Annotated in this window: 7 protein-coding genes and 2 pseudogenes; 1 reads left to right on the forward strand and 8 read right to left on the reverse strand. The window is 57.0% G+C overall.

What is annotated here, in order from left to right; translation table 11 throughout:
* Position 1: 1 nt before the first annotated feature.
* From OQ287_RS10385 to murI, 3 genes are all read right to left on the reverse strand, one after another.
* A complete protein-coding gene (locus OQ287_RS10385; protein WP_265896381.1) occupies positions 2-4849 on the reverse strand; it encodes an NAD-glutamate dehydrogenase in 4848 nt (1615 codons plus the stop codon).
* Between the two features lie 132 nt (positions 4850-4981).
* Entirely contained in the window at positions 4982-6109 is a 1128-nt protein-coding gene (gene trmA / locus OQ287_RS10390) for a tRNA (uridine(54)-C5)-methyltransferase TrmA (RefSeq protein ID WP_250939489.1), read from the reverse strand.
* A 31-nt stretch (positions 6110-6140) separates the two neighbouring features.
* The gene (gene murI / locus OQ287_RS10395) at positions 6141-6941 is read right to left on the reverse strand and encodes a glutamate racemase (RefSeq protein ID WP_265896382.1); all 801 of its coding nucleotides are present in this window, start codon (positions 6939-6941) and stop codon (positions 6141-6143) included.
* 234 nt (positions 6942-7175) lie between these two features.
* Between murI and OQ287_RS10400 the strand changes: the two genes are divergently transcribed.
* Entirely contained in the window at positions 7176-7760 is a 585-nt protein-coding gene (locus tag OQ287_RS10400) for a DsrE family protein (protein ID WP_250939491.1), read from the forward strand.
* 87 nt (positions 7761-7847) lie between these two features.
* On the opposite strand, the gene OQ287_RS10405 is transcribed toward OQ287_RS10400, so the two are convergent.
* The 5 genes and pseudogenes from OQ287_RS10405 to OQ287_RS15350 form a co-directional block, all read right to left on the reverse strand.
* Complete coding sequence (locus OQ287_RS10405; protein WP_250939492.1) at positions 7848-8393, reverse strand: hemerythrin domain-containing protein; 546 nt, start codon at positions 8391-8393, stop codon at positions 7848-7850.
* Positions 8394-8496: 103 nt separating this feature from the next.
* On the reverse strand, positions 8497-9831 hold the full coding sequence (locus tag OQ287_RS10410) for a replication-associated recombination protein A (RefSeq protein ID WP_265896383.1): 1335 nt from the start codon (positions 9829-9831) through the stop codon (positions 8497-8499).
* Positions 9828-10460: an outer membrane lipoprotein chaperone LolA gene (gene lolA / locus OQ287_RS10415; RefSeq protein ID WP_250939494.1), complete on the reverse strand. Its 633-nt coding sequence runs from the start codon at positions 10458-10460 to the stop codon at positions 9828-9830. Before lolA ends, OQ287_RS10410 begins: the two co-directional genes overlap by 4 nt.
* Positions 10461-10478: 18 nt before the next feature.
* A pseudogene (locus OQ287_RS15345) lies at positions 10479-12047 on the reverse strand (DNA translocase FtsK); the annotation flags it as partial.
* A 1332-nt stretch (positions 12048-13379) separates the two neighbouring features.
* Positions 13380-14015, reverse strand: a pseudogene (locus OQ287_RS15350) (DNA translocase FtsK 4TM domain-containing protein); the annotation flags it as partial.
* Positions 14016-14153: the final 138 nt, after the last annotated feature.

Below are 14153 nucleotides of genomic sequence, written 5' to 3' on the forward strand. Positions count from 1 at the left end.
TTTACTGTCGGTCAGGAAGTGCCATCAGGGCTTTTACAGCGACCGCAAACAGGGCAAAGCTTGGCGAGCTGCTGGAATGCACCTCTTCAAGCAGCCGACGCCAGCGCTCGATGTACTGACGATTGTTCTCGAGCCACTGCTCGATACGCTCATCAACATCGTCCGAAGCCCCCTCGAGACGTAGAACGCTGCTGGTCAGAATCAACTGCTGACGGTCCATGTCATCGCGCAGGGCTTCACGGGCCATGGCTTCCCAGCCATCACTGGCATCAAGCTGCTGGATCTGCTCGATCATCCAGGGCAGCTCAAGGTGCTCACCGACCAGGTAATAGGTACGGGCCACACGGTCGAGCGCATCATCTTCCTCTCGTGAAGACTCGATAATGCCAAGCCCCGCGTACAGGTGATCCACCGCGCCGAGTGTGGAGGCCAGGTCTTCAGGCACACCGCTTTCCACATAGTGATCCCGCGTTTTCAGGAACTGGTCGTGTGCTTCACCGCGCAAATGCCCATCAACACTTTCACGCAGTGTCTTGAGCCGTGGTCCGAAATGCTCAACCATCTTCTCGACCTGAAGGCCGGAAGCCCCCTGATGCAGGAACCAGCGTGTAGCACGACGCACAAGGCTCATCAGCTTGAGCATGGCGTCATACTGCAGATCGCTGTCGATGGTATAGTCCAGAGACTCGATGGATTGCCACAGTGTCGGCAGCTGGAAGCTGTCACGAGCAATGACATAAGCCTTGACCACATCAGCCGCGCCACAATTCGAGCTATCCATCATGCGGCGCACAAAGGGAATCCCCATGTGGTCCACTACATCGTTGGCGACCTGCGTTGCCACGATTTCCTTTTTCAGGCGATGGGCATACATCTGATCCTTGAAACGCTCCTTGAGCGTCGCCGGGAACGCGTTTTCAAGATGCCGTTCAATGTAGGCATTGTCGGCAAGATCCGTCTTGTCCAGCGCTATCTTGAGGTCACTCTTGGCATAGGAGATCAGCACGGAAAGCTCCGGATGCGTCAGCCCCTCGCCCTGCTCGGCACGAGCTTCAAGCTCCTCGTCATCCGGCAGGCCTTCAAGCTCCCGATCAAGCACCCCTTCCTGCTCCAGGGCATGAATGAAACGACGGAAAGGCGCGATGGTTTCCTGACTCAGTCGGGAAGACAGGGACAATGCCTGGGTCTGACGATAATTGTCACGAATGACCAGATCACCGACTTCCTCGGTCATGTCGAGCAGCAGCTCGTTACGCTGCTTGTCCGTCATGTCGCCCTTGCGGACAATGTCGTCGAGCAGGATCTTGAGATTCACCTCGTGATCCGAGCAGTTGACGCCACCGGCGTTGTCGATGAAATCCGTATTCACGCGCACGCCATGACGTGCGGCCTCACGACGACCACGCTGGGTTACCCCCAGGTTGCCTCCCTCACCGATCACCTTGCAGTGCAGTTCGTCCCCATCAACACGCAGGGTGTCGTTGGATTTGTCGCCGACATCGGCATGCGTTTCATCGCTGGCCTTGATGTAGGTACCAATTCCGCCATTCCAGATCAGGTCGATATGGGACTTGAGCAACGCCTGAATCAGCTCCGTCGGCGACATGCGATCAACATCAAACCCGAAACGCTCCTTCATTTCTGCCGTGATCTCCACGGACTTGGCATCTCTGGAGAATATGCCACCGCCCTGGGAGATCAAGTCCTTGTTGTAATCATCCCAGCTGGAGCGGTCCAGCTCGAACAGGCGCTTGCGCTCCTTGAAGGACTCAGCGATATCCGGGTTCGGATCGATAAATATATTGCGGTGGTTGAACGCCGCGACCAGTTCTATCTGCTCGGAAAGCAGCATGCCGTTACCGAACACATCGCCGGCCATGTCACCGATGCCGAGGACACTGAACGGGCTGGACTGCGTATCGTGGCCCAGTTCCCGGAAGTGACGCTTGACCGACTCCCAGGCACCACGAGCAGTAATGGCCATCTTCTTGTGGTCATAACCATGCTCGCCACCGGAGGCAAACGCATCGCCAAGCCAGAAGCCATATTCCTCGGACAGCGCATTGGCGATATCCGAGAAGGTGGCCGTACCCTTGTCAGCCGCAACCACCAGGTACGGATCATCTTCATCATGGCGTACCACATCCTTCGGCGGCACCACACTCTGATCCTTCAGGTTATCGGTGATATCCAGCATGCCGCGGATCAGCGTCTGATAGCAGGCAATACCTTCCTTCTGGATGGCATCACGATCACCGCCTTCCGGCAGACGCTTGCAGACAAAGCCGCCCTTGGCGCCTACCGGCACGATAACTGCATTCTTGACCTGCTGCGCCTTCACCAGACCCAGAATTTCCGTGCGGAAGTCCTCGAAGCGATCCGACCAGCGCATACCGCCGCGCGCCACCTTGCCACCGCGAAGATGCACCCCTTCCATCCGGGGCGAATACACGAAGATCTCGAACAGGGGCCGCGGTTTCGGCACATCCTTAAGCTTGCGTGGTTCCAGCTTGAAGGAAATGTAATCCTTAGGCTGCCCATCGCTGCCGGACTGGTAGAAGTTCGTTCTGAGCGTAGCCTGAATCAATTCGATATAGCGGCGGAACAGCCGATCGTCATTGAGGCTTGAGACGTCATCCAGCATTTTTTCGATGTCGCTGACCTGACTCTGCTCATCGCGACTGTCGACTGCAGGATCAAACCGGGTATGAAACAACGCCACCAGCTTGCGGGCAATACCCGGATAATTGGTCAGGGTATTGGCAATATACAGCTGGGACAGGCCAAACCGGATCTGCTTCAGGTAACGCGCATAACCTCTCAACAGCGCCACCTCGCGCCAGTCAAGCTCGGCGGCAATGATCAACCGGTTGAACGGGTCGCTTTCAGCGTTGCCGGTCCAGATGCGGGTAAAGGCATCCTTGAAGGTGTCCCGCATCTTGTGCAGGTCCACCGGCGCATCACTGGGATGTTCCAGATCAAAGTCATGGATCCAGTAAGGCTGGTCGCTCCGCTCGATCCCGTAAGGCCGTTCGCCCAGAACGCGCAACCCCATGTTTTCAAGCAGCGGCAACACGTCAGACAGCGGGATGGGGCGTCCGGCATGGTAGATTTTCAGATTGACGCCCTGACGCTCTTCCTCTGCCAGCCGGTAAAGGCTCATGGCAATGGGCGCACCCTGCTCCACTTCACTGATGTAGTTGATATCCAGTACTGCGGCACGCGGGCTGTAATCATCACGATAACCTGCCGGGAAGGCTTCGCTGTACAGCGTCATCATCCGGTTGGCCTTTTCCTCGCCCATGCTTTCCACCAGGGCGTTATGCAGCTCGTCACGCCAGCTTCGCGCAAGATCGATGACCTTGTTTTCGAGTTGACGCAAATCAAAGGCTGCCGGCTCATCGCCATTGAAGCGCAGGATCAACTGCACACGCGCCAGCACTGACTCGGACAGATAGGTATTGAAGTCACCGAAGGTGGCATCCAGGTGGTGACACAAAAGGTCCTGCACCTTGATACGCAGATCGGTGGTAAAGACGTCACGCGGGATAAAGACCAGACAGGAGTAAAACTTGCCATAGCGGTCTTCCCGGATGAAGAGCCGAACCCGGCGGCGTTCGCGAATGCTGAGGATGCCCATTGCGGTATCACACAGCTCACTGACAGACATCTGGAAGAGATCATCCCGCGGGAAGACTTCAAGAATCTGCATCAACTGCTTGCCGTTGTGCCCACGCGGGTCCACGCCAGCTTCGGCCATGACGGTTTCGATCTTGCGGCGCAGTACCGGAATATTGCGCGGCGATTCGTTATAGACCGACAGGGTATAAAGGCCCAGGAAACGATACTGCCCAATCACGCGGCCCTGGTCATCGAACCGCTCAATGGTGATGTAATCCGGGTAGGTCGGGCGATGCACGCGTGCGTGGTATGCGCTCTTGGCAAAGGACACCAGCTCGGGGATCAATACATACTCCCCCCCATGGTGATGGTGATCGATGTCCGGGTCCTTGTTCAGCACCTCGTTGTAGTGCGGCCGATCGAGCTTGAGCACGCCCAGCTCGGACCCCTCGACACGTTCAAGCCTGGGCGCATCATCGTTGCCCTGAATCACGTCATAGGCTTCATATCCCAGGAACGTGAACCGGTCATCCATCAACCATTCCAGAAAGGCGCAGGCCTCTTCGGCATCACTTTGATCGATGTCATCAGGGCGATGTTCGCGGGTTTCACGGATGGCCTGCTGAGCCTGAGTACGCATCGCATCGAAATCGCTGACTGCGCAGTGCACTTCACCCAGGGCGCTTTCGATACTATCGGCCAGATCGTCCAGCGTGTCTTCATTGCTGTGACGATCAATTTCGATATAGATCACTGATTCCCGCGAGGTGCCTTCGGAATGCTCGCGCTGAACGGCACGTTTGAGCGAGACCACCTGATAGTGATCGTCACGTTCGACATCCAGTACGGCATTGTGAATCGCGTGGACGGTAATATTGCGATAATTAAGCTCGATACGTACCGAATCGACCAGAAACGGCATATCGCTTTGCAGCACTTCAATTACCGTATGCGTGGACTGCCAGCCGTGACTTTCAAAGCCCGGGTTGTACACCCGAACCTTGGGCGCCTTGGGGTCATTGGAATTAATGAAGTGCCAGAGCGATAACGTGGCACCATAGATATCATCCATGTGCCGCTCATACAGATCATCCAGCGGCATGGTGGCGTAATAGGCACGGGCGAAGTCGCTGACAGCGCGAGCCTGGGGATCATCAAGCCGCTCATGAAAGCGGTCTTCAAGATCCTTTAAAAACTCTTCCTTGTCCTGGCTCAAGACATGTTGCATCCGATCACCTCGATCGAGTTGACTAGTGTGCGGTGCGCAGAGCGCATTGTGATATCAGACTAATACAGTTTCAGCATCAGCAGGCAATGAATGCCGATTTTTGACATGGCCCATAACAGGCCGGCATGACCGTTATCGACCGACGAGCACCACACCGCACTCGCAATGATGGGTATAGGGAAACTGATCGAACAGCGCCATGCGCTCAATGGTATGCGTACGACAGAGCTGTTTGAGGTTATCGGCCAGGGTGTCCGGGTTGCAGGAAATGTAAACAATGCGCTGGTAACGAGCTATTTCCTCACAGCTCTTTTCATCAAGACCGGCACGAGGTGGATCAACCAGTACCGTGGAAAAGTCGTAGCCATCCAGCGCCATGTCACTGACACGCCGACCGGTTTTCTCTCCGGCCAGTGCCTGTGAAAACTCCTCGCTCGACATCCGGGCGATAACGGCATTGTCGACATGATTCGCCGCCAGATTGACCTGTGCCGAGGCCACCGAAGTGCGGGAAATTTCCGTACCCAGCACACGCCTGAAGTTCGAGGCCAGAGCAATGGTAAAGTTGCCGTTGCCGCAGTAAAGCTCAACCAGATCCCCCCCGGCGTCTACCGAGGCGACGCCTCTGGCCGATGGCGTGGTTGCATCACGCGCCCAGGCAAGCATGTCAGCACAAATACTGGCGTTGGGTTGGGTAAAGCTGTTTTCTACCTGCTGATAATGAAGGGTATGCCCATCTACCTGAAGATGTTCGGTGACAAAGTCACGGGTCAATACCCAGCGCTGTTTGCGAGCACGACCGATGATGGCCACGTCCAGCCGAGCTTCCAGCGCTCGAGCTTCCTCCGCCCAGGCCTCATCAACCTTGCGGTGATAAATAAGCGTCACCAGTGCTTCACCGGACAGGGTGGTGAGAAACTCGACCTGAAAGAGGCGGTGGCGCAGTACATCCGAGACCATCAATGCTTCCCGCAGCGACACCATCAGCTCGTTGATACGCCGGCTGGCCGCGGGATATTGATCCATCCGAACTATTTTCTTTTCGCCGGGATTGTCTGGATCAGCATCGTACATGGCGAAAAACAGGTCATCGCCGTCATGCCAGACACGAAACTCCGCTCGCATCCGATAGTATGTGGCAGGCGATGAAAAAACCTCCAGCGCCGGAGGCTCGAACTCAGCGAATCGACGCTCGATAAACGCCTTTTTTTCCGATAGCTGCTGTTCGTACTGCGTGGGGTCGATCCGTGGAAGACTCAAGAAAAACCTCATTCATACTGAAAATTGATGTTCAGGGCACAGGAAAGGGCACATTCAGGCCAGTCGGGCTGTCAAACCCATTGTAGCGACACTGGCGATGCAAACGGGAGTGCCGCGGCGCAGTCGCCCATACCCGGACAGGCCCTGCTTCGCCTCCAGTGGCTGCTGGCATGCCGGGCATCACGTCAAACAGGACGGTACCAAGCCGCCGGGCGATGGCGTCGGCACTGTCAAACCAGCGAACGGTGCGAGGTAACAAGGGTGTCAGTAATGGCAGTATCAGCGGAAAGTGAGTACACCCCAGAACAACTGCCGATAGCTCCATCACGTCGGAAAGCCGGGCCGCAACGGATCGGATGGCCGCATCGCTGACACGCTCCCCCGCCATACGCATCTCGGCGACCTCGACAAGGGCATCTCCATCGACACGGTATACGCAACTGTTGCCGGCAAAGGCCTTGATCAAATCAGCGGTATAGCAACGCCCGAGCGTTGCAGAGGTCGCCAGCAACGCCAGCGGCTGTCCGGCGGCATGATGCGCGGCCGGTTTGATGGCAGGCACGGTACCGATGACGGGGACCGTCAGCCTGGCTCTCAACGATGAGAGCGCCAGCGTGCTGGCCGTATTACAGGCCACTACCAGCGCCTGTGCATGGCACACTGACAAGGCCGCTGTAACAACTGCCTCGATGCGGGCAAGCAGCCAGTCATCGTCACGTATCCCATAGGGCAGCGCGGCATTATCACAGACATAGTGCCACTCACAGCCCGGTAACGTGCGTCGACACGCGTCAAGAACCGAGAGGCCGCCCGCACCGGAATCAAATACCATTACCCGTGGCCGTCCCATTACCTACCCTTGCCTGACTGTAAAAGCGGCATGATACCAGCATTCAGGCGCGGCAAAAGCAACCCTCTTTCCGACAGGGTGAGTGATTATGAGCACTCCGGACTACCCAAAATACCAGGGCTCGTGCAAAAATAACCGTCCGCTTGATAAGGACATCAGTCCACAAGAATCCCCTACCGGTCAGGGCTGATAAAAACATCACAACAAGGATGAACCATGGCTTTTGCACGCAAGAATGCTCTGTTTATTGTCGCAGCCGTCTGCCTCATGGCAGTGTTGCTGGTGGCGTACAATGTTGCACACGACGGCGATAAGAAAGCAGCTCCGAAATTGAGCTACTCACTGATTGAAGGTTATGGCGGCACATTCCCTCGTCCTGATGCCGCTGAGCAGCCCAGCCTCGACAAGACCTACAAGGTTGTCTTTGACGTAACAAGTGCGATCAATGACACCACTGCCGTACATCCGGGCCTTGGCCGCGTGGCACGTGCGGTTAATATCTTTGGTGATTCCGGCGTCCCGCTGGACCATCTCAAGTTCGTTGCCGTTATCCACGGCCCGGCAACCCGCACCATTCTCGATGACAAGCAGTACGACAAGCGTGCCGGCGGTGACAACCCGAACCATGGACTGATTCAGGCGCTTACAGATGCCGGCGTCAAGGTCATTGTTTGCGGTCAGTCCCTGAATCATCTGGGCGTTGAAGACAGCGATATCGACAAGAACGTCATTATCGCACCTGCTGCCCTGTCGACACTGGCCATTTACGGCAACGACGGTTACGCCTACGAGCACCTGTAACCACGGGCAGTACACATGAAAAAGGGCCGGCATGTTTGCCGGCCCTTTTTCATGTCATGACACCAACACTGCCTGCCTTGCCTGCAGCTACACCGCTACGGCGGGCTCCCCCTTGAATTCCCGATAAAGCTCCGGGTAATCATCCTGCAGCCGCTCGAGATGGATATGTGCATTTTCCGGAAGCGCGGCACACAGCTGCTGATAGTCTTCCTCATCGAGCTGCTCGGTGATCAGTGGGAACAGCTCCTGCCGCTCGCTTTTAAGATAAGCGCGGTGTTCCTGAAGGTAGGACTTGAGATTATCGGCAAACTGATCCATCGACATGACCGCATCCATCAGAATCATGTCTATGTCATCGCTCAAGCGTTTCAGATGTCCCTGCATACGCTTGTAATCAGCTGACAGCCGCTCAGCCAGCTCGTCAAGCTCCGGATTACGCTCCTTGAGCCGCTCGCCACAGAGGTTTTCCAGCGGGATGGTAAACTGATCCATGTACTCGAGGATGTAATCCACGACCTCACGAATGAGGCGAAAATCAGGCCGTATCCCGTCCGAAAGCTTCTTTTGCTTCAGGGATAACACATGAAGCAGGCGGGCCATATTGGCGTGATCCTGGCGCAGTTGCATTAGCATGACAGCGTCTCCCGAATAATAGCATTGCAATTCATTCTAGTTCAGCTTGCATGAATATGTGATGACAGTCCCCGTCTATTGGTCGAGTAACTGTCGACACACCTTACCCCCGCTGCCTGCTGCTGGCTCGATCAAGCTCGGCAAGCCATGCCAGCTTCTCACTGATACGCTTTTCAAGCCCCCGATCAACAGGCATGTAATAACGGGCCCCCTCAAGCGGTTCCGGCAGGTAGCGCTCTCCGGCAGCATAGGCATGCGGTTCATCGTGAGCGTAACGGTAGCCGTCACCGTGACCCAGTGAAGCCATCAGCGCCGTCGGCGCATTACGCAAGTGCGGTGGCACATCATGCCCGGCACTCGTCCTGACATGTTCACGTGCCTTGTTATAGGCGCTGTAAACCGCATTGCTCTTGGGTGCACTGGCCAGATAAAGAATAGCCTGGGCCACGGCAAGTTCACCCTCCGGGCTCCCCAGCCGCTCCTGAACATCCCAGGCCGACAGGGACAGACTCAAGGCTCGCGGGTCAGCATTGCCGATTTCCTCACTGGCCATTCTGACCACGCGCCGTGCGATGTACAGCGGGTCAGCTCCCCCGTCGAGCATTCGACAGAACCAGTAAAGTGCAGCGTCCGGCGCGCTCCCGCGCACCGATTTATGCAGCGCGGAGATTTGATCGTAAAAAAGATCTCCCCCTCGATCCAGGCGCCGCGTACTCTCGCTGAGCACCTCTTCCAGTACGGATTGATCGATTACGCCATCACCACCGTCACGGGCCGAAGACATGTCAACGCAGATTTCAAGCAGATTCAGTACGCGCCTCGCGTCACCATCCGCGGCCCGGGCAATGCTTTCACGGATATCACCAGGCACCTCAATGGCCAGCCCCTGCAACTGAACGTCCTCGGCAAGAGCACGATCAATGACCGTTACCAGCTCCTGCTCGGACAACGCCTTCAATACATGAACGCGCGCTCTGGAAAGCAGGGCATTATTCAATTCAAATGACGGGTTTTCCGTGGTAGCACCAACAAAGATGAAGACCCCTTCTTCTATCCATGGCAAGAATGCATCCTGCTGCGCCTTGTTGAAGCGGTGCACCTCATCCACGAACAACAGGGTTCGAGTGCCCTGGTGAAGGCGCTGCTGCGCCTGCTCGGCAGCAATGCGTATGTCCTTGACGCCGGATGACACCGCCGAGAGCGTGGCAAAATGTGCCTTTGTATACTGCGCCATCAGCCGCGCCAGCGTCGTTTTTCCTACACCGGGCGGCCCCCAGAAGATCATCGAATAAAGCTGATCATGCTCCAAGGCACGCCGCAGCGGCTTGCCTTCACCCAGCAGATGCGTCTGGCCGATATAGCCATCAAGCCGCTCGGGACGCAACCTGGCCGCCAGTGGCTGGCCAGGCTGTAGGTCACTGGCAAACAGATCGCTCATTGCCCCTCACGAATCACATCAGCGCCATCAGGAATGGAAAACCTGAACTTGTCGGGAGCCACACGCGCATTGGGCGTGGCATTACTGAAGGAAATGTCGGTTTGTTGCCCGGTACTGTCCGACAGTTGCAGCCCCGCCAGTTGCTCACCGGTGAAGGTAAGCTGCATGGACTCAAACAGGGAATCGTTGGACTTCGGGGTCAGCGAAAAGATCTCGGTAGCCCCCTGCTGACGGCTGGATACGCTGTAGTTTCTGGCCAGCTGATCTGTCTGACCGGACAACAGCAGTGCCGGCGTATGAGTCACCCGCTCATCAAGCTGCCGCACGGTAACCTGCTCCAGATCCGGGTCATACAGATAGACCTTCTGCCCGTCGGACACTACTGTCTGGCGATAAGGGGAATTGACTTCCCAACGAAAGCGCCCCGGGCGCGACAGCCACATGTGCCCACTGGAATCCTGCTGGCTCATGCCCTGCTGGTCTACCACTTCCTGCTTGAAGTCAGCCGAATAACTGTTCAATGGCTGAAGCAGCTTCGTCAGGCGTTCAACATCGTTATCGTCTGCCGATGCCAGCGGCGAAATCAGCAGGGCAGTCAGCCCTGCCGCCATCACATTTGGAAATTTCAATCGACCACTCCTTGTTGATTAATGACCTACGGGCGGTGGCGCCAGAACCTCACGGCTGCCATTGGTGCCCATCGAGGACACCACCCCGGCCATCTCCATGGCTTCGACCAGTCTAGCGGCGCGGTTGTAACCGATCTTGAAACGGCGCTGAACGGCTGAGATGGAGGCGCGACGTGACTCGGTAACATATCCGACAGCCTCGTCATACAAAGCGTCCTGCTCGGCATCATCACCCTCGCCTTCCGCTTCAAGGCCGGTCAACGCATCGGCCGTCACCCCGCCGGACAGGATTTCTTCTATATATTCGGGCGTTCCACGGCGTTTCCAATCCTCGACCACACGATGGACTTCATCGTCATCGACAAACGCCCCGTGCACCCGCACCGGGATTCCCGCACCGGCCGGCAGGTACAGCATGTCACCATGGCCCAGCAGATGCTCTGCACCGCCCTGATCCAGAATCGTGCGCGAGTCGATACGCGATGACACCTGAAACGCAATACGCGTTGGAATATTGGCCTTGATCAAGCCGGTGACAACATCCACGGATGGACGCTGGGTGGCCAGAATCAAATGGATGCCTGCCGCACGCGCCTTTTGGGCCAACCGTGCAATCAGCTCTTCGACCTTTTTCCCGACGATCATGAACATGTCGGCAAACTCATCGATAACCACCACGATGTAGGGCAGTTTTTCAAGCGTGGGCGGTGCCTGGTGCATTTCCCAGGGTTGAGGTTCCCATAAGGGATCCTGCACCTGAGCCCCCTGACTCTCGGCCTCATCGAGTCTGGCGTTGAAGCCGGCAATATTACGCACGCCCATGGCCGCCATCAGCTTGTAGCGTCGCTCCATTTCGGCCACACACCAGCGCAGCGCGTTGGCGGCTTCCTTCATGTCCGTGACTACCGGCGCCAACAGGTGCGGAATGCCGTCATATACCGACAGTTCAAGCATTTTTGGATCGACCATGATCATGCGAACTTCATCAGGCGTCGCCTTCAAAAGCATCGAGATCAACATGGCATTAACGCCTACGGATTTACCCGATCCCGTCGTACCGGCCACCAGCACATGAGGCATCTTGTTCAGATCGGTCACGATGGCGGCCCCACCGATATCCTGACCCAGCGCCATGGTCACTGGAGACATGGCCTGCTGATATACATCGGAATCGATGACTTCACGCAAGCGAATCATGGCTCGATTGGGGTTGGGAATTTCGATGCCGACAGTAGGCCGGCCCGGGATCACCTCAACCACACGCACACTCTTGACCATCAGTGAGCGAGCCAGATCCTTGGCCAGATTACTGATCTTGGATACCTTGACCCCTGGAGCGGGCCGAATTTCAAATCGGGTAATGACAGGCCCGGGCCAGGTATCCACCACTTCTGCCTTGACGCCGTATTCACGCAAGCGCACTTCCAGCAACTCGGCCATGTCGTCGAGTTCTTCGGTCGTATAGGTCGGCTCATGCGCCGACGGCGTCGTCAGCAGTCGATAGGAAGGCATCTCCCCGGTAATTTCAGGCACGCCATCCGCAGCCGGTCGCTGCGTCTGTAAATGCTCCACGGTCCAGAGGATCGGGCTATCGGTATCTTCCCGTACGTCACGGTCCGTGGGCTCGCTCACATCCTCTACGTCTTGATCCGGTTGCGGTTGCGGTTGCGGTTGCGGTTGCGGTTGCGGTTGCGGTTGCGGTTGCGGTTGCGGTTGCGGTTGCGGTTGCGGTTGCGGTTGCGGTTGCGGTTGCGGTTGCGGTTGCGGTTGCGGTTCAAGCGTATCGTTCATGTGTGACGAAGCCACACTGATGTCATCATCGTAAGGCGAAAGAGGAGCGGCATTTGGCGCCTCTTGATCAGGGGCCTCATCGATGTCGGCCTGAAAGGCTGCCGTTTCAGAGGTGTCATCATCCCGAGCACTCATGGCAACAGGAGCAAACTCATCCTCTTCATCGGCAGTCTGAAGGTTGCTGGACCAGGTTGAAAGTTCTTCATCGCGCCTGTCCGCACGCAACTCGCCTGAGCCTGATATATCGGTAGCAGCCGTGGCAGGTGCCGCTTCACGCGGCGTTACGATGTCATCATCACCGGTGATCGGCTCAGGAACCGGCTCAGGCACACGACGACGAGTGACATCCGCCACCTCTTCACGCGGCCTGACAATGGGGGCAGACTCGCGCCGGGGAGATGACGCCGAAGGTGCAGGCGTTTCCGGCATGACTGGCGAGGGAGCAACAGGCTCGGCCACCTCTTCCTGAGAAGAAACCGCTCGGAAAGGCACATCTTTTGACACCGAGGCAGAAGCAACTTCATCAGGCTCCTCATCGCGACGCGCCGATACCCGTGCAGCTCGCTCAACCACATCATCATCACGCCGTGCAGACAGGGAAGGACCACGCGACACACGGCCGTCAGGCTCATCGTCTTCGGGCATTAATCTGGCAGGAGCCTCAGCGGATACAGGGCTGGGGGCTGCTGACGCGACGCTGCCTGATGCCGTGGAGCGCGTATCATCATGACGCATCGACGGCGTGGCAAGCGGCGCCTCCCAGGGGATATCACTGCTTTCCTCGGAGGCTGGTCGAGTCACGGTTGAGGGATGATCTACAGGCGCAGCAGGATCACTGCCATACAAATCCGGCACGACGTGACGTGACTTGAAGCGTTGCCACAGGGAAGGCCGTGACGAGGAGACAACAACCTCTTCAACGTCGTCGTCAGTGTCCTCGGCGACCTGACTATAAGCCTCTTCAAGCTCTTCCTGAAAATCACGTTCGGCATAACGGGCATAGGTCAGCTCTTCCTCTTCTCGCCTGACCCGCCGCTGCTCTCGTCGTTCGGCCAGATGGTTTCGTGCCAGCCCCATATGCCCCATGCACCACCGCACCAGCGCGTAGCTTCGGCGGCCGGTTTCATCAATGATGGTCCACCAGGACAGACCGGTGAACAGCGGAAACCCGCACAGAAAGAATCCGATGGAAATCAAAGTCGCGCCATAATGACCTACAAGGTCATAAAGCCCGGCGGACAGGCCTGATCCAAGTATGCCGCCTGCACCGGCAGGCAGGTCTGCCTCTAGATTGTAAAAATGTACGGCACTGAGCGTGCAGGTTGCCATCAGCACCAGAAACAGGCCGGCGCACCGCACCGCAAGCACTGTCGGATCCCAGACGATCGTGGCCTCACGCGTGCGAAGCAGCCGCCAGGCGCCATAGCCCAGCATACCTGGCCACCACAGGGCGCCCAGGCCGAAAAGGCTGTACAGCACATCGGACAGCCAGGCCCCGGTGTGCCCCATCCAGTTACTGACCTCCTGCTCGGTACCGCTGTAGGACCAGCCCGGATCCGTCTGCGAGTAGCTGAACAGTGAAAGCAGCATAAAGACGCAGGCAATCAGCAAAATGATGACTACGCCTTCCTTGGTAGCACCGTGCAGATGCGCTGTCAGACGTTCGGCCTGCTGACGTGCGCGGGTTGCCCGGGCGCGATTGTTTGCCGGCTTCTTTTTGCCGGTCGCAGCTTGCTGTCGTTTATTGGCACTCAACCTGGCCATCCCCCTTCACCACGTTGCCATGATTATGTCGTCATCATTAAGTACTGTGGACATGATACCGGCCCCTGCGAAGGTATCACAGGCCCATCAGGTATTGTCGCACAGTGGATTGCATGCTTTATTGCAATAAATACACAC

Origin of the sequence: Larsenimonas rhizosphaerae (assembly GCF_026240105.1) — a bacterium.
Lineage (GTDB): Bacteria > Pseudomonadota > Gammaproteobacteria > Pseudomonadales > Halomonadaceae > Larsenimonas > Larsenimonas rhizosphaerae.